At 73.1% G+C, this 17,171-nt stretch carries 13 protein-coding genes; 11 read left to right on the forward strand and 2 right to left on the reverse strand.

Going from position 1 to position 17,171, the window contains the following annotated elements:
- Nucleotides 1–207 precede the first annotated feature (207 nt).
- Together ACZ6ZR_RS08815 and ACZ6ZR_RS08820 are read right to left on the reverse strand one after the other, a co-directional pair.
- Nucleotides 208–2,199 carry a carbamoyltransferase C-terminal domain-containing protein gene (locus tag ACZ6ZR_RS08815; protein WP_465640839.1) on the reverse strand — a complete coding sequence of 664 codons (1,992 nt, stop codon included), beginning with the start codon at nucleotides 2,197–2,199 and terminating at the stop codon, nucleotides 208–210.
- Nucleotides 2,200–2,426: 227 nt separating this feature from the next.
- A complete protein-coding gene (locus ACZ6ZR_RS08820; protein ID WP_465640841.1) occupies nucleotides 2,427–2,654 on the reverse strand; it encodes an acyl carrier protein in 228 nt (75 codons plus the stop codon).
- 300 nt (nucleotides 2,655–2,954) lie between these two features.
- On the opposite strand from ACZ6ZR_RS08820, the gene ACZ6ZR_RS08825 reads away from it, so the two are divergent.
- From ACZ6ZR_RS08825 to ACZ6ZR_RS08875, 11 genes are all read left to right on the forward strand, one after another.
- Nucleotides 2,955–3,878 carry a TauD/TfdA dioxygenase family protein gene (locus ACZ6ZR_RS08825; RefSeq protein ID WP_465640843.1) on the forward strand — a complete coding sequence of 308 codons (924 nt, stop codon included), beginning with the start codon at nucleotides 2,955–2,957 and terminating at the stop codon, nucleotides 3,876–3,878.
- A gap of 225 nt (nucleotides 3,879–4,103) precedes the next feature.
- Nucleotides 4,104–5,180 carry a threonine synthase gene (locus ACZ6ZR_RS08830; RefSeq protein ID WP_465640845.1) on the forward strand — a complete coding sequence of 359 codons (1,077 nt, stop codon included), beginning with the start codon at nucleotides 4,104–4,106 and terminating at the stop codon, nucleotides 5,178–5,180.
- 73 nt (nucleotides 5,181–5,253) lie between these two features.
- On the forward strand, nucleotides 5,254–6,396 hold the full coding sequence (locus tag ACZ6ZR_RS08835) for an acyl-CoA dehydrogenase family protein (protein WP_465640847.1): 1,143 nt from the start codon (nucleotides 5,254–5,256) through the stop codon (nucleotides 6,394–6,396).
- Nucleotides 6,397–6,416: 20 nt separating this feature from the next.
- A complete protein-coding gene (locus ACZ6ZR_RS08840; RefSeq protein ID WP_465640849.1) occupies nucleotides 6,417–7,682 on the forward strand; it encodes a condensation domain-containing protein in 1,266 nt (421 codons plus the stop codon).
- A gap of 188 nt (nucleotides 7,683–7,870) precedes the next feature.
- Nucleotides 7,871–9,613: an ABC transporter transmembrane domain-containing protein gene (locus ACZ6ZR_RS08845; protein ID WP_465640851.1), complete on the forward strand. Its 1,743-nt coding sequence runs from the start codon at nucleotides 7,871–7,873 to the stop codon at nucleotides 9,611–9,613.
- Nucleotides 9,610–11,367, forward strand: a complete 1,758-nt coding sequence (locus tag ACZ6ZR_RS08850) for an ABC transporter ATP-binding protein (RefSeq protein ID WP_465640853.1) — start codon at nucleotides 9,610–9,612, stop codon at nucleotides 11,365–11,367. Before ACZ6ZR_RS08845 ends, ACZ6ZR_RS08850 begins: the two co-directional genes overlap by 4 nt.
- Before the next feature lie 51 nt (nucleotides 11,368–11,418).
- Complete coding sequence (locus tag ACZ6ZR_RS08855; protein ID WP_465640855.1) at nucleotides 11,419–12,192, forward strand: thioesterase II family protein; 774 nt, start codon at nucleotides 11,419–11,421, stop codon at nucleotides 12,190–12,192.
- A gap of 49 nt (nucleotides 12,193–12,241) precedes the next feature.
- Nucleotides 12,242–13,909: a non-ribosomal peptide synthetase gene (locus ACZ6ZR_RS08860; protein ID WP_465640857.1), complete on the forward strand. Its 1,668-nt coding sequence runs from the start codon at nucleotides 12,242–12,244 to the stop codon at nucleotides 13,907–13,909.
- The gene (locus tag ACZ6ZR_RS08865; RefSeq protein WP_465640858.1) at nucleotides 13,906–14,601 is read left to right on the forward strand and encodes a thioesterase II family protein; all 696 of its coding nucleotides are present in this window, start codon (nucleotides 13,906–13,908) and stop codon (nucleotides 14,599–14,601) included. Before ACZ6ZR_RS08860 ends, ACZ6ZR_RS08865 begins: the two co-directional genes overlap by 4 nt.
- A complete protein-coding gene (locus ACZ6ZR_RS08870; RefSeq protein WP_465640860.1) occupies nucleotides 14,598–15,917 on the forward strand; it encodes a condensation domain-containing protein in 1,320 nt (439 codons plus the stop codon). Before ACZ6ZR_RS08865 ends, ACZ6ZR_RS08870 begins: the two co-directional genes overlap by 4 nt.
- Nucleotides 15,914–17,128: a cytochrome P450 gene (locus ACZ6ZR_RS08875; protein WP_465640862.1), complete on the forward strand. Its 1,215-nt coding sequence runs from the start codon at nucleotides 15,914–15,916 to the stop codon at nucleotides 17,126–17,128. Before ACZ6ZR_RS08870 ends, ACZ6ZR_RS08875 begins: the two co-directional genes overlap by 4 nt.
- Nucleotides 17,129–17,171 lie beyond the last annotated feature (43 nt).

Genomic DNA, 17,171 nt, shown 5'->3' on the forward strand with positions numbered 1-17,171 from the left:
GGTACTTCGGCTCGGTACTTCGGCGGCCGGAGGGTGGTCCGGAAGTCCGTTCCAGGGCCCCGCAGTTGCGATCCTATGGCCTTCGACACCCTTCTGACCAGGGCGGACCGTGGAATTCGGCGGTGTGCGAAGTGACGAACGTCTCGTAGGCCGGGACGGGCCCGCGCGGGGCGGACCACGCCCCGGCACACGAGGGGTGAGGGCGGCTCAGAAGGCCGCGCCCTCCTGGGACTCGGTGTCGTAGGAGGCCTCGGGCCCGAACATCCGGGCGTGCTTGGCGGCGGCGAGCGCCAGGGTGCCGCTGGCGTCGCGGGCGGCGCCGACCTCGGCCAGCTGGTTGACCATGGCGGGCGTGGCCAGCGAGCGGTCGCGCAGCTCGGGGGAGCGGGACATCAGGACCAGGGCGGCGGTGCTGTACCCCTCCTCCGCCAGCGAGTTCCAGATCGCGTCGCGGTCGGGCTCCTGGCCGGCGAACAGCTCCTCGCGGCGGGGGTGACGGTGCGTGGGCACCGCGGCGCCGTTGGCGGGCTCCGTGCGCAGCTGGACCCGGCGGCCGGCCAGGTAGGCCACCGAAGCGCCCTTGCGGATGGCGAAGTTGAGGGCCTGGGCGGCGGTGTCGACCACCGGCTCGCCCTTGTCGTTCAGCGAGGTGTTGCAGACGATCGGCACGCCGGTGGCCGCCCGGAAGGCGTCGATCGCCCGGTACAGCAGCGGGTTTGTCGCGGCGTTCAGGGTCTGGCGGCGGGCCGAGTCGTCGAGGTGCAGGATGGCGGGCACCAGCTCGCGCTTGGACTCCACCACGGAGGTGGTCTCCAGCATGTAGGGCGAGGGCCACGGGTCCTCGAACCATTCGCCGCTGTGCTCCTCCAGCACGATCGGGGCGACCGGGCGCCACCACTGCCGGCTCTTCCAGACGTTCAGCACGTCCTTGGAGCGGGGCGAGCGCGGGTCCGCCAGGATGCTGCGGTGGCCCAGCGCGCGCGGGCCGATCTCGGCCGCGCCGTCGGCCCAGACCAGCGGCCCGGCCGAGAGGTCCTCGACGAACTGCGCCTCGCTGAACTCCCGGACGTCCTCGACGAAGTCGGCGAAGTGCTCCAACGCCTGCTCCACGTCGGTGAGTTCGGAGCCGTGGTAGGCGGACTCCAGCCGGAAGCCGCCGGCCGGCAGCAGGCCCTCGCCGAGCAGGCCGAGCAGGCCGATGCCGAGGGACTGCCCCGAGTCGTTGGCGCTCGGCGGGGTGAGCAGGCCCTTGAAGCCGTAGCGGCGCAGCAGGAAGGAGTTGGTCGGGCAGTTGAGGGCGAAGCCGCCGCTCAGCGAGAGGTGGGCCTGGGTCGGGTCGACCCCGGCCGAGGCGAGCAGCCGGTCGACGTTGCGCACCATGACCAGTTCGCAGGCCTGCTGGACGACCTTCATGACCGCGGACTGCAGGTTCTCCTGCTCGGTGAAGCGTCCGTCCAGCTCCAGGCCGGGGAGCTGGGCCTCGGCCGCCTCGATCACCGCGCGGACGAACGGGAGCGTGTCGACCAGCGGAATCCGCCGGCCGCCGAAGAGTTCGAGCCCGCTGACCGCGGCCTCGGTGTCGAAGACGATCGCGGTGGGGCAGGCTTCGGCCAGCGCCATCAGGGTGCCGGGCTCCTTGCCGAACTCGGTCGACGCGGCGTCGTAGATCGGTGCCGGAGACTCGACGGCGGAGAACTCGACCTCGCCCGCGGTGGAGACGCAGCCGGTGTACCAGTACTTCTTGCCGGCCGTGTCGAGGCCGAAGTCGGGCCGGCCGTCCAGGGCCAGGCCGACGATGGTCCCGGTGCGGAAGACCTCCGAGTCCAGCAGCAGCCCGCTGTAGAGGTGGGCCAGGCTGTGCACCGGGAACTCCTCGGCGCCGGACGGGAGTCGGAGGTCCGCGTGGTTCGGCAGACCGGGCGTCCCCCAGGACACGCTCACGTCCTCCGGCGACAGCCCCTCGGCGGCGAGCAGCTCGCCCAGCACCTTGGTGAAGCGGTCCACGGTGAACATCGGCCAGTAGTGGTGCTTCTGGCCGCTGAAGCGCTCGACCTCCCAGACCCTGAGCAGCTCGACCCGGGAGTCGAGGCTGCGCCAGAGCGCGATGTTCTGGTCGTGGCGCGGGGCGATGACGGACAGGTCGCCGGGCGGAGAGAGGTAGCTCGACAGGAAGTACTTCGCATCAGGGTGCGCGGTCACGGGGTCCCCATTCGGCGGTTGTGCAGTGGCTTGCTGGTTCTTCGGGGCCCGAGGGTCCGTGACGAGCAGTCAGGACGGGCCCCGGCGCGCACCGGCGACATCAGGTGCGGCAGGATGCCCCGCGCGGGGCGGCGGGGTGGGAACGGCTGGGTGGAGACGGCTGGGCGGAAGCGGCGGGGACGGACTGCGGCCCCCTCATCCGGACCTGACGGCCGGGCCCTGCGGGACTACTTGGAAGCGGCGATCCGCTCGTCCACGAGCTGCACCAAGTCACCGACGTTCTCCACGGTGAACATGTCGACGACATCCAGATCGACGTCGAACGAGCTCTGGATCGAGACCATCAGCCGGAGAAGCGAAACCGAGGTGGCTCCGAGGGCGTCGAAAGTGCTGTCCTTCGAGACCTCAAGGGGGGCGAATACTTCGGAAATCACCGACATAAGGTCGTTCGACATTTCGTGTACCCAGGTCTCTGTTCTATTTCAAGGTCTATCTGTCAATCGACCCTAGGTGTGTGACCGGGCAGCGTCAAGAGTCCTCGGTGGATCAGTGTGTTATGCGTGGTAATGTCCGATTCATCCCGCGCCGAGCTGGGCAAATGCACAGTGCTTCACGCGTGAAACGGACATCTGGTCACGAACTACCGTGGAGTTGCAATTCCCCCAGGTAGGGGGTCGACAACTCGCACCTACCCTGGGGTACGCTGCCCCGAGTTTCACCGCACAGTCTCAGTACTGGGGGTACTGGTGTCAGAAATGAGCTTTCGGCCTCTCACTCCAATCACTGGCGCGGAGGTGGAGGGCGTGGATCTCGTCGCGGATCTGTCGCCGGCCGTCGTGGCCCGCCTTCGTGAGGCCCTGCTGCATCACAAGGTCCTCGTTTTCCGCAATCAGCCGATGAGCGACGCCCAACACGTAACCCTGACGAACGCCTTCGGCGGAGCCACTCCGGCCCACCCGATCGTCAACGGCCTTCCCGAGGAGCCCGCGGTGCTGCGCACCGCGCTCTCGGAGGAGCGCAAGGCGCTCGCGGAGGCGGAGGCGGGTCTCAGCCACCCCCTGAAGGGGGCGGCGCCGCGGCGCATCCGCACCGAGTGGCACGTCGACAGCACCTTCGTGGTCAACCCGAACGCGATCACCATCCTGCGGGGCGTCGAGATCCCGCAGGCCGGCGGGGACACGCTCTTCGCCAACCTGGAGGCACTCTACGACGGCCTGTCGCCCTCGTTCCGGGGGTACCTGGACACGCTTCAGGCGATACACTCCCGGCATGCACCGTCGGCGCCACCGCGCCTCGACGGCCGGTCGGCCGGTCCGTTCGCCGCCGTCCACCCGCTGGTGACGGTCCATCCGGAGACCGGCAGGCGCAGTCTGCTCGTCAGCACCGTGTTCCTGCAGACCATCCGCGGGCTCAAGGCCCGTGAGAGTGCGGCCCTGTTGGACTTCCTGCTCGACGAGCTCGCCGGGCGCGACGAGATCCACGCCCGGGTCCGCTGGGACCAGGACACCCTGGTCATGTGGGACAACCGCTCGGTGGCCCACGCCGGCCCGGTGGACGGCCTGATGTTCCAGGAGGAGCGGATCGTCCACCGCACCACCGTCGTCGGCGAGGCCCTGACCGGCCCCGGCGGATTCGTCTCGCGCGCCCTCATGGGCGGCCGCTTCGAGGCGCTGGCCTGAGCGCCGCCGCCGGGCCGCCGGCGTTGACGGGTCGCCGGGTCGTCCATGTACAGTCAACCCGTCTCCGGGAACTTTCGTAGGGGAAGCACAGCAATGCCGTTCACCAAGCACCGCGAAAAAACTCATGCACCACCCAAGTACCGTCTGTCGTGCGTGAGTTGCGGATGGCAGTCCGACCCGGAGTTCCGGCTCCGATGTCCGAGGTGCACCGGGGCGCTGGACCCCGTGCTGAACCTCGAGAACGTCTCCAGGGGAGAGGGTGACCAGCCCGAGCTGAGTTACCTCGACTTCCTCCCGGTCGAGTCCGGGCACCACCTCGACGCCGACGTCAGCGTGAAGACCCCCTGCCGTCCGGCCCCGCACCTCGGAGCGGCCATCGGTCTGCCCCGCCTCTGGGTGAAGGACGAGTCCCAGCAGCCGACCGGCACCACCAAGGACCGGCTGGCCTCCGTGGTCCTCGCCGTGTTCCGGCAGTTCGGGATCAGCGAGTTCGTCGCCTCCAGCACCGGGAACAGCTCCACCGCCCTGGCCCGCGCGGTCCGGCGCGACCCCTCGATGCGCGCGCACTTCTTCTGCGGCCGTGACTTCACCGGCGACCACGACATCGAGACCGACGAGCGGGTGACCCTCACCGTCGTCGACGGCAACTACGCCCGGGCCACCGAGGCGGCCCAGGAGTTCGCGGCCCGCAACGGGCTGGTCTGGGAGGGCGGGTTCTTCAACTGGGCCCGCCGCGAAGGCCTGAAGCTCACCTATCTGGAAGCCTTCGACGCGATGGACGAAGAGCCCGACGTGGTGGTCCAGGCGATCAGCAGCGGCATGGGGATGATGGCCGTGCGCAAGGGCGTGGCCGAGTACCGGGCCTGCGGCCGGCTCAGCTCCTCGCCCCGCCTGCTGATGGTCCAGCAGGACACCTGCGCTCCGATGGCCGAGGCCTGGAGCGAGGGCCGGGCCGAGCTGACCGAGGCGGACGTGATCGAGCGCCCCACCGGTCTGGCCCGGGCCATCCTGCTCGGCGACGGCCGGGCCACCTACCCGTACATGCGGGAGATCGCCGCCGAGAGCGGCGGCGCCATCGTGTCGGTGCGCCAGGACGAACTCGTCGAGGCCCGCGCGATGCTGCGCGAGCTGGAGGATCTGGACGTCTGCCACTCCTCCGCCGCCACGATCGCCGCGCTGCGCAACGAGGCCGCGGCCGGCCGGATCACCCCGGACCAGGTCGTCCTGGTCAACCTGACGGGCCGTGAGCGGTACACCGCCGCCGACGCCGGTCAGCTGCTCGCCGCCGCCACCGCGGGCTGAGCCCCTTCCCGAGCCCGGATGCCGCCGCTCCCACCGGAGTGTTGCGCCCGCCCTCACCTTCGCAAGGATTCCGTTGATACTCAGTCACCTCACCCCGCAGCAGGCCGGGCGCCACGCCGAGTTCCGCGCGTTCGCCGACCGCGCCCTGGTGCCGCAGGCCGACCGCTTCGACCGCGAACAGGCGATCACCCGCGAGGTGGTCGCCGAGCTGGCCGCGCAGGGCCACCTCGGCGCGCTGGTGCCGAAGGAGTTCGGCGGCCTCGGCATGGACTGGATCGAATACGGGCTGCTCACCGAGGAGTTGGGCCGCGGCTGCCAGTCGATCCGCAACTTCGTGGCGGTGGACGACATGGTCGCCCACTCCATCCTCAAGTGGGGCACGGAGGAGCAGAAGCAGCAGTGGCTGCCCCGGATCACCTCCGGCCGGACGCTGGCCGCCTTCGCGCTGACCGAGCCGGAGGTCGGCAGCGACGCCGCCGCGGTCGGGACGACGGCGACCGCCGAGGGCGGCGAGATCGTCCTGAACGGCACCAAGAAGTGGATCAGCTTCGCCCAACTCGCGGACCTTTTCCTGGTGTTCGCGAAGTTCGAGGGCCAGCACACCGCGTTCCTGGTGGAGCGGGACACCCCCGGCTTCTCGGTGGAGCCGATCGAGGGCCTGCTCGGCCTGCGCGGCTCCATGCTGGGCAGGATCACCCTGGACGGCGTCCGCATCCCGGCCGCCAACCTGGTCGGCCGCCCCGGGCTCGGCCTCACCTTCGTCGCGTCCAGCGCGCTCGACCTGGGCCGCTACAGCACCGCCTGGGGATCGGTCGGCCTGGCGCAGGCCTGTCTGGAAGCCTCCACCGAGTACGCCGGCCGCCGCACCCAGTACGGCACCGAGATCCGCAACCACCAGCTGGTCCAGCGGCTGCTGGCCGACATGCTCACCGACACCATCACCGCGCGGCTGCTCTGCCACCACGCGGGAGTGAGCAAGGAGCGGGGCGAGATGGAGGCCGTCAACCACACCCTGATCGCCAAGTACCGGGCCTCGACGGTGGCGGTGAAGGCGGCCGCCGACGCGGTGCAGATCCACGGCGCCCAGGGCATCGGGGCCGAGGCCCCCGTCCAGCGGCACCTGCGCGACGCCAAGGTGATGGAGATCATCGAGGGCACCACCCAGATCCAGCAGACCATGCTCGGCCAGTTCGCCGTCCGGGCGGCCCGGCTGTGAGCGAGCTCCGGTCGGGAGCGGTGACGTACGGTCAGCTGTCGGTCCTGCGCTCGCTGGAGACGCACGGGCCCGAGCACCGGGCGGTGGCCAACCTGGTCAGCGTCTGGGAGCTGCCGTTCGGCGTCGGGGTGGCCCAAGTCATGGACGCCTGGCTCCAGTTGGTGCAGACGCACGAATCGCTGCGGACCACCTACGACCTCAGCGGCCCGGTGCCGGTCCAGCTGGTCCACCCCCACCGCCCGTCCCGGGTGGCGGCGGTGGAGCTGGCCGAGGACAGCTTCGCGGCGGCGCTGGCGCTGGGCGCCGGGGCGGCCGCCGAGCCGATCGACATCGAGACCGAGCTGCCCTGGCGGGCCTTCGTCACCACCTTCGAGGGCGACGCGCTCCACCTGGTCACCGTGATCCACCACGTGGCGGCCGACAACGGCGCGCTGCGGGTGCTGGAGGAGCAGCTCGCCCTGCTGCTGGACGGCGGAACGCCCGGGCCGGTGGTGCAGCCGCTGGAGCTGGCGCTGGCCCAGCAGCGGGAGCCGGCCACCCGGAGCGTGCGGCACTGGGCCGAGGCCTGGGGCCAACTCGCCCCGGAGGACCGGGATCCGGCTGACGCCAGCGAGCGCCGCCGGGCCTCGCTCTACAGCGTCGAGGCGCTGGCCGCGGCCCAGGAGCTCTCCGACCGGCTGAAGGTCTCGGTCCAGTCGGTGGTCCTCGCGGCCGGCGCGCTGGCACTGTCCCGGCTCAAGGGGACCGACCGGGCCGCCTTCGCGCTGATGGCGGCCAACCGGCTCACCGCCCGCTGGGTGCCACTGGTGAGCTCGCTCAACCAGTTCGCCCCGGTCGTCGTCACCGTCGACGAGACGGCGGACCCGCTGGAGTACCTGCGGGCCTGCTACGTCCAGTGCATGACGGCGTACCTGAACGGCAGCTACGACGTCGACGCGCTGCGCGAGGCGCTCGGCGAGGCGGGCCGTCCGGAGCAGGACCCGACCGCCTTCGCCAAGCACTACAACTTCCTCGGCGAGGTGGACGCCGAGCCGGCCGCCGGGTCCGCCCTGCGGACCGGCATCGAGTGGCGCTCCTCCACCCAGCGGTCCGGTCCGGACTTCCACCTGGCGGTGGCCACCGGAAAGGGCCTGCTGATCGGCGTCGGCGCGAGCACCGATTATCTGGAGGGGAATCTCCCCGCAGTTCTCGCAGCCTCGGTCGAGGCCGGGATCATCGCTTTCTCGAAGGGCTCGGCGAGCTCTCTGGCCGACATTTCCATGGACAATCCGAAGAGGATCGTCTGACGGCAGCAGAATGCGGGGGGAAGGGACTTCCCCCCGCATCGTCGCTGCTCAGAAGCGTGCGCAAATACCGCGAAGCCGCTTCTTCATGATGACCACCTCCCTTCTCCGTGGTGACTATAGCCACAGATCGAGGGGAGGTGGAAGAAAATTCTGGATATGGCCCAGGAAAGACGGTTAGGGTTTCGCTCATGATGGATTCGTACGCCGATCCGGGGACCCCGGATCACCGGAGCGCCGCGCGTTACCTGTGGTGGCTGACCATGAGCCAGCGCCGCCGGGTGGCGGGCGGGGCGGTGCTCGGCACCCTCTGGATGGTCTGCCTGCTGCTGCCGCCGTACCTGATGCAGCGGGCGATCGACGACGGGCTCCAGCCCGGCCGCACCGGCGCACTGGCCGGCTGGGTGGCCGCCCTGGTCGGCGCCGCGCTGCTCAACGCCTGGCTCGGCATCATGCGCCACCGCACCATGACGCGGGTCCGGATGGACGCCACCTTCCGGACCATCAAGGCCGTGGTCGCGCACTCCACCCGGCTCGGCGCCGAACTGCCCCGCAAGGTCTCGGTCGGCGAGGTGGTCAGCATCGGGACCGGTGACGTCGCCCAGATCAGCCAGACCCTGACCATCACCGGACCGGGCGTCGGCGCCGTGGTCGCCTACCTGGTGGCCGCCGCGCTGCTGCTCTCGGTCTCGGTGCCGCTCGCCCTGGTGGTCCTGCTCGGCGTGCCGCTGCTCGCCGTGGTGGTGGGGCCGCTGCTGGAGCGCCTCCAGGGCGCGGAGTCCCGCTACCGCGAGCGGCAGGGCGCGCTGACCGGCCGGCTCGGCGATCTCGTCGGCGGCCTGCGGGTGCTCAACGGCATCGGCGGCAAGGAGCTGCTGGCCGGCCGCTACCTGACCGGCTCGCAGGCCCTGCGCACCGAGGGCTACCGGGTCGGCGCCGTGACCAGCTGGATCCAGGCGCTCTCGGTCGGCCTGCCCGCCCTCTTCCTCGCCCTGGTGACCTGGCTGGCCGCCCGGATGGCCGCCGACGGCACCATCACCATCGGCACCCTGGTCGCCGTCTACGGGTACGTCGCCGTCCTGGTGGTGCCCGTCTCCAACTTCATCGAGGGCGGCTACGACCTCACCCGCGGCCTGGTGGCCGCCGGCCGGGTGGTCCGGATGCTCGCCCTGCGCCCCGCCGTCGAGGACGCCGCGGCCGTCCGGCCCGCCCCTGACGGCCCGTCAACCCTGCACGACACCACCACCGGTTTGGAGCTCGCCCCCGGCCGGATCACCGCCGTCGCGAGCGCCCGCCCGGCCGATTCCGCGGCCGTGGTCGACCGGCTCGGCCGCTACCGCACCTCCGCCGCGACCTGGGGCGGCCTCCCGCTGGCCGAGGTCGCGCTGGCCGAGGTCCGCGAGCGGATCGTGGTGGCCGACAACGAGGCCGACCTCTTCTCCGGCCCGCTGCGCGACGTGGTCGGCGGCCGCTCCGAGCACACCGGCACCGCCGTCGCCCAGGCCCTGCGCGACGCCGCCGCCGAGGACATCGTGCAGGCCCTGCCCGAGGGCCTCGACACCCCCGTCCAGGCCCAGGGCAGCAACCTCTCCGGCGGCCAGCGCCAGCGGCTGCGGATGGTCCGCGCCCTGCTCGCCGACCCGGAGGTGCTGCTGCTGGTCGAGCCCACCTCGGCCGTGGACGCCCACACCGAGGCAGCCATGGCCGCCGGGCTGCGCCGCGCCCGGGCCGGGCGCACCACGGCCCTGACCTCCACCTCCCCGGTCCTGCTGGAGCAGGCCGACACCGTCTGCTACCTGGTCGACGGCCGGCTGGCGGCGGTGGGCCCGCACCGGGAGCTGCTCGCCGCCGAGCCCGGCTACCGCGCGCTGGTGGCGCGCGGCGACCACGAGACCTCCACCGAGTCCACTCCCGCCGAGGAGGCCGTCCGATGACCGCCCAGACCGAGACCGCCATCGGGCGGCTCCCGATCGCCGAGCCCGCCGAGGTCCGCCGGGCCGCCGTGCGCCTGGTGCGCCGGGACGGCCGCGCGGTGGCCGCGATGCTCACCCTGAACGGACTGGCCGCGGCGGCCGGGCTGGGCGGCCCCTGGCTGCTCGGCCGGATCATCGACGACGTCCGCGGCGGCGCCGGGGCCGGGCACGTCGACCGGCTGGCCCTGGGCATCCTCTGCTTCGCCCTCGCCCAGCTGCTGCTCGGCCGGTTCGCCCGCTACGCCGCGCACCGCTTCGGCGAGCGGACCCTGGCCCGGATCCGTGAGGGCTTCGTCGACCGCTCCCTCGCCCTGCCCGCCTCGGTGGTCGAACGCGCCGGCACCGGTGACCTGCTGACCCGCGGCACCTCCGACGTCGCCACCGTCGGCACCACCCTGCGCGACGCCGGGCCCGAGGTATCCGTCGCGCTGGTCCAGGTCCTGCTGATCCTGGCCGCCATGCTGGTGGTCAACCCCCTCCTGGGCCTGTGCGGCCTGCTCTGCCTGACCGGGATCTGGTTCGCCACCCGCTGGTACCTGCGCCGCGCCCACAGCGGCTACCTCGCCGAGGGCGCCGCCAACTCCGCGCTGGCGGAGATCCTCACCTCCACCGCGGCCGGCGCCCGCACCGTCGAGGCGCTCGGCCTCCAGGACCGCCGGATCGCCGCCACCGCCGAGGCGGTCGAGCGCTGCCGGGCGACCCGCACCCACACCCTCAACCTGCGCACCGTGCTGTTCCCGGTGGTCGAGTTCTCCTACATCGCCCCGGTGGCCGGCATCCTGCTGCTCGGCGGCGCGCTGCGCGGCACCGGCGTGGTCAGCACCGGCGCGGTGGTGGCCTGCGCGCTCTACTTCTGGAAGCTCTCCGAGCCGCTGGACAAGGTCCTGCTCTGGCTCGACCAGCTCCAGCGCAGCAACGCCTCCTTCGCCCGGATCGAGGGCGTCGGCCGGCTGGACGCCCCGGTCGTGACCGCCGGCGCGCAGCCGGTGGACGACCGGATCGACGTGGTCGGCGTCCGGTACGCCTACCAGGGCGAGCGGGACGTCCTGCACGGCGTCGACCTCACCGTCCGCCCGGGCGAGCGGCTCGCCGTGGTCGGCCCCTCGGGCGCCGGCAAGTCCACCCTGGGCCGGCTGCTGGCCGGGGCCGAGACGCCCAGGACCGGCCGGGTGACGGTCGGTCAGGTGCCGGTCACCGAGCTCGACCCGGCGCGGCTGCGCCGCCACGTCGTGCTGGTCACCCAGGAGCACCACGTCTTCCTCGGCACCCTGCGGGACAACCTGCTGATCGCCGCGCCCGCCGCGACCGACCAGCAGCTGCACGCGGTGCTGGCGGCCGTCCACATCGACTGGGCGGACGAGCTGCCGGACGGCCTGGACACCGAACTCGGCGCCGGCGGGCACCGCCTGGACGCCCAGCAGGCCCAGCAACTCGCCCTGGCCCGGGTCGTGCTGGCGGACCCTCACACCCTGATCCTGGACGAGGCGACCTCGCTGCTCGACCCGGCCACCGCCCGGCACACCGAGCGCTCGCTGGCGGCCGTGCTGGAGGGCCGCACCGTGATCGCCATCGCCCACCGCCTGCACACCGCGCACGACGCGGACCGGGTCGCGGTCATGGACGGCGGCCGGGTGGCCGAACTGGGCAGCCACGACGAGCTGTTGGCGGCCGGCGGCGGCTACGCCGCGCTGTGGAAGTCCTGGCACGGCGCCTGAGCCCGCGCCGACCCCTCCGATTCCCCCCTCGACCCGTAGGAGCACCACCCCATGCACTCGGCACCCGCGCAGACGGCCCAGAGCTGGGTCCGGCCGATCCCCGGCCGGACCGAGCCCGGCGCCCTCCGGCTCTTCTGCTTCCCCTACGCCGGGGCCGGCGCCTCGGTCTTCCGCGACTGGGGCGCCGGACTCCCGGAGGGGGTGGAGGCCTACGCGGTGCAGCTGCCGGGCCGTGAGGACCGCTTCTTCGACCAGCCGATCGCGGACCTGGACGAGCTGCTGGACGCCCTCGTCCCGGCCCTGCTCCCGTACCTGGACCGGCCGTTCGCCTTCTTCGGGCACAGCATGGGCGCCATCGTCGGCTGGGAGCTGGCCCGCCGGCTCCAGCGCGAGCAAGGCCTGGAGCCGGTCCGGGTGGTGGTCTCCGGCTGCCGGGCGCTGCCCGCCCACGAGTCCCGCAAGCTCAGCGAACTCGACCTCTCCGACCAGGAGTTGGTCAACGAGCTGCGCCGCCTCAACGGCACGCCCGAGGAGCTGCTGCAGAACCCGGACTTCGTCACCTTCATCCTGCCGACCTTCCGGGCCGACCTCTCGCTGTTCGCCGGCTACGTCCACCGGCCGGGCGAGCCGCTCGCCTGCCCGGTCTCCGCCTTCGGCGGCGACGCGGACCCCAGGGTCGCGGTGGAGCACCTGGACGGCTGGGCCGCCCTGACCACCGGCCGGACCGAGGTGGAGGTCTTCCCCGGCGGCCACCTGTTCCTCAACTCCGAGCGGGAGGCCGTGCTCCGGAGCGTCTCCCGGGCGCTGCCGGCCGTCGGCCACTGACCGGTACGTCCTTCCAGTCCAGTACGTGAATCGAAACGAGGGGGCTCGCGTGGAGACAGTGTGGAGCGCCGTCCGGGCGCAGGCGGACCGGACGCCCGGGGCCGTCGCCGCGCGGGCCGGCCGGACCTACACCTACCGCGACATCGCGGCGCTGGCCGAGGAGTTGGGCGCGCGGATCGCCGAGCAGGCCCGGCCGGGATCGCTGGTGGCGCTCGACGCCGCCGGGCGCCTCAGCGGAGCGGTCGGCATCCTCGCCGCCAACGCGGCGGGCTGCGCCGTGCTGCCGCTCGACCGGCAGAGCCCGCCGGCCAGGACCGCCAGGGTCCTGGCGGACGCCCGCCCCGCCCTGCTGCTGCGCGAGGTGGCCGAGGCCGAGTTCGCGCTGGAGCGGGACGGCCTGCCGACGCCGCCGCGGCGGCCGGAACTGGACGGGATCGCCTACGTCCTCTACACCTCCGGCTCGACCGGGCAGCCCAAGGGCGTCATGGTCGGCCACCGGGCCCTGACCGACCGGCTCGCCGGCCTGGCCGAACTGCCGGGCCTGGCGGCCGGCGAGACCGTTCTGGCGATGGCCGCGCTCTCCTTCGACATCTCGCTGGCCGAGCTGCTCCTGCCGCTGACCGTCGGGGCCTCCTTCACCACCGTCCCCGAGGAGACCAGGGCCGACCCGCTCGCCTTCGCCGAACTGGTCGCCCGGACCGCGCCGGACGTGGTCCAGGCCACCCCGAGCTTCTGGCGGATGCTCACCGCCTCCGGCTGGGCGGGAGCCCCCGGCACCCGGCTGTGGACCGGCGGGGAGCAGCTCACCCCGGGCCTGGCCCGCAAGCTGCTCCCGGCGGGCGCCGAACTCTGGAACCTCTACGGCCCGACCGAGGCCACCATCTGGGTCACCGCGGCGCGGATCACCTCCGCAGAGCGGATCACCCTCGGGGAGCCGCTCGCCGGGGTGGGCCTGCTGATCGACGGCAGCGGTGAACTCCTGTTGCACGGCACGGGGTTGGCGCACGGCTACCTCGACCGGGAGGAGCTGACCGCCGAACGCTTCCCGCAGGGCGACACCCCGGCCGGCCGCCGCCGGGTCTACCGCACCGGGGACCGGGTCCGGCGTGGACCGGACGGCGCGCTGGAGTTCCTCGGCCGCCTGGACACCCAGGTCAAGCTGCGCGGGCACCGGATCGAGCTCGGCGAGGTGGAGGCCGTCCTGGAGGAGCACCCGGACGTCTCGCAGGCCGTCGTGCTGGTCCAGGACCCCGACCGGCCCGAACTCGCCGCCCTGGTGGCCTTCGTGGTGCGGCGCGAGGGCGAGGGACTGCAGGACTGGCTGGCGGAGCGGCTGCCCCCGAGCCACCGGCCCGCCAGGATCACCGCCCTGCCCGCGCTGCCCCGCACCACCACCGGCAAGGTGGACCGGAACGCCCTGGCGGCCGCCCTGGCCGGGCCCGTCACCGCCCCCACCGCCCCTGCCGAGGCCGCCCCCGCCGCCCCCGGGGACGTCCGCGCCTTGGTGGCCGAGGCCTGGCGGCACGTACTCGCCGCCGACCCGGCCGACGAGGACCTCAACTTCTTCGACGCGGGCGGCAATTCGGCCCTGCTGGCCGTGCTCCAGAAGCGGCTCTCCGACGGCCTCGGCGTCCGGGTGCCGATCCGGGACATCTTCCGCAACCCGACCGTCGCCGGGCTCACCGACCACATCATCCGTACCAAGGTGCCGAATTGAACCTCTACTGCATTCCCTACGCCGGGTGCTCGGCCCGGGTCTACGACACGTGGCGCGCGAACCTCCCGGACGGCGTCACCCTGATACCGCTGGAGCTGCCCGGCCGGGGCTCCCGCTGCGTGGAGGAGCCGGTCGACCGGCTGGAGCCGCTGCTCGCCGACTTGCGCCGCCAGGTCGACCCGTCCGTCCCCTACGTGCTGTTCGGCCACAGCTACGGCGCCGTGCTCGCCTTCGAGCTGGCCAAGCTGCTCCGCGCCGAGGGCGCCCCGGAGCCGGCCGCCTTGCTGGTCTCGGCCTGCCGCGCCCCCCGGCTGTTGGGTGCCGACGCGCACACCCACCTGCTCTCCGACGCCGAACTCGCCGAGCGGCTGGCCGCGTTGGGCGGCACCCCGGCGGAGCTGCTGGAGAACGAGGAGCTGATGGAGATCTACCTCCCCGTCATCCGCGCCGACTACCGGATCCTCGGCGAGTACGGCGCCGGCACCCCCGGCACCGTCGGCTGCCCGGTGGTGGCCTTCCACGGCTCCGAGGACGAGGAGGCGGACCGCGCCTCGGTCGCGGCCTGGGCCGAGTACACCGACGGCCCGTTCCGCACCGAGGAGATCCAGGGGGACCACTTCTTCCTGCACTCCGCCGAACGCGAGCTGGTGGCCGCCGTCGCGGCGGCCTGCACCGAGGGGGAGACGCGTTGAACCCGACCACCGCACCGGTGACCTTCGGTCAGCTCTCGGTCATCCGTGACCTGGAGCTGTCCGCCCCGGACGAGCAGAGCGACGGCAACCTCACCGCCGTGTACCCGCTCCCGGCCGGCACCACCGCCGAGGCGGCCACCGCCGCCTGGGCGGCCCTGGTCGAGCGGCACGAGGCGCTGCGCACGGTCTACGACCGGACCCCGGCCGAGCCGCTCCAGACCGTCCAGCCCTTCCGGCCGTTCCGGCTCGACTCGGTGGAGCTCGCCGAGGCCGGCACCGAGGCCGCCGAGGCGCTGGCCGAGGAGATGGCCACCCGCGAGATCCGGGTGGAGACCGAGCACTCCTGGCGGGCCGTCATCGGCACCCGTGCCGGGACGCCCACCCACCTGGTCTGCGTCCTGCACCACCTGGCCGTCGACGCCGCCGCCTGCGCGGTGCTGGAGGCCGAGCTGGGCACGCTGCTGGCCGGCGGCCCGCCGGACGGGCGCCCGGCACCCCAGCCGGTCCAGCTCGCACTGGCCCAGCGCGCGCAGGAGCGGCAGCGCGCCCGGACCGTCGAGTACTGGCTCAAGGCCTGGGAGGGCTTCGTCGAGGACGACCGCAGGGCCGGGGACACCAGCCCCCGGGTCCGGGCGAGCCTCTACTCGGAGGCCGCCATGGCCGCCGCCCTGCGGACCTCGGAGCGGCTGCGGATCTCCGTCCAGGCCGTCGTGCTGGGCGCCTCGGCCATCGCGCTGTTCCGCCTGAAGGGCCGTCAGCGGGTCACCTTCGGCCTGGTGGCCGGGAACCGCAACGACCCGCGCTGGGACACCCTGGTCTCCAGCATGAACCAGCTCGCCCCGATGACCGTCGCGGCCGACACCGGGGCCCACCCGGACGAGGTGCTGCGCTCGGCCTACCGGGCCGGGCTCGAACGGCTGCTGCACGGCAGCTACAACATGGACGAGCTCCGCGCGCGGCTGACCGAGGCCGGCCACCCGAACCCCGACCCGGTGCTGTTCGGCTGCTACTTCAACTTCCTGGGCGAGATCGCCACGGCTCCCGAGCCCGGCTCGCCGCTCCTGGACGGCATCGAGTGGGCACCGACCGCCTGGCAGGCCAGCCCGGGCTTCAACCTCCGCGCGGCGACCGGCGCGGGGCTGCACCTCTCGCTGACCACCAGCCGCGACTACCTCGCCCCCGAGGACACCGCGGCGTACCTGGCGGCCGTGGAGGCCGTCCTGGTCCGCACCGCCGACGGGACGCCCGGCACCCTCGACGAGCTCGACCACGCGCCGCTGCGCCGGGTCGACCGGCACCCGGGGGGCGGCAAGTGACGGCCGGCCAGGTGACGGCGGCTCAGGCGGGGCGCTGCCCCTACCGCCACGAGCAGGACCGCGCGACGTCCGACCCCTGCGCCGACTACCTCCCGCTGCGCGGCGAGGAGCCGGTCCGCTGGGACGAGGACCTGGAGGTCTGGATCGTCTCCGGCTTCCGCGAGACCACCGCCCTGCTGCGCCACCGAGCCCTGTCGGCGGCCTGGCCGCAGCGCGGTACCACCACGCTCCACCGCGAGGGGGAGGGCGAGGGCCGGGCGGCCGAGGTGGTCCGCCGGTGGTTCATGTTCAACGACGACCCCGAGCACGCGGCGGCCCGCCGGATCGTCGCGCCGCTCTTCGCGGCCGACCGGATCGCCGCGATGCGGCCCGCGGTCGAGCAGCTGGTCGACGAGCTGCTGGCCGGGAGGACGTGCGGCCTGGAGGTGATGGCCGAGCTGGCCGTCCCGCTCTCCAGCCGGGTGATCTGCCGGATCCTCGGCCTGCCCGAGGAGGTCGCGCCCCGGCTGCACGACTGGGCGCCCGACATCGCCGCGCTGCTGATCGCGGACTACCTGCCCGAGGTCAGGACCAGGGGCCACCGCGCCCTCCGGGAGATCGCGGAGGTGGTGGACGAGGCGCTGCGCTCGGAGGTCCCGGAGGGCACCGGGCTGCGGCTGCTGGACGAGGCCCGGCGCGCGGGCCTGATCGAGGCCGCCGACATCTGGGCCACCGCCAGTCTGCTGATCTACGCCGGTTTCGAGACCACCTCGACCTTCATCGGCAAGGCCGTCCGGGCCGCGCTGCACACCGGCGCCTGGGTGGGCCTGCGCGGTGGCGAACCGGCCGCCGTGGTGGACGAGTTGCTCCGCTTCGACACCTCCGTCCAGCAGGTGGCCCGGATCGCCACCGCCCCGGTGGAGGTGGCCGGCCACCTGATCGCCGAGGGCGACCTGGTGCTGCTGATGCTCGGGGTGGCCAACCGCGACCCGGCCGTCTTCCCCGCGCCGGACGTGCTGGACCACGGCCGCGAGATCCGACGGCACCTCACCTTCGGCCACGGGGCGCACTACTGCCTCGGCGCGCAGCTGGCCCGGCTGGAGTCCGAGGTCGTGCTGGAACGCCTCACCGCCCGCTGGCCGGAGCTCCACCCGGACGGGCCGCCGGTGACCAGGCAGCACTTCGGCATCACCGTGCTGGAGCGCCTGCCCGTCCGCGGCGCGGCCTCCTGACGGCCGCCCGCCGCACGCCGAACGCCGCACCACGAAACGAGAG

This window comes from Kitasatospora sp. NPDC088742, assembly GCF_055584905.1.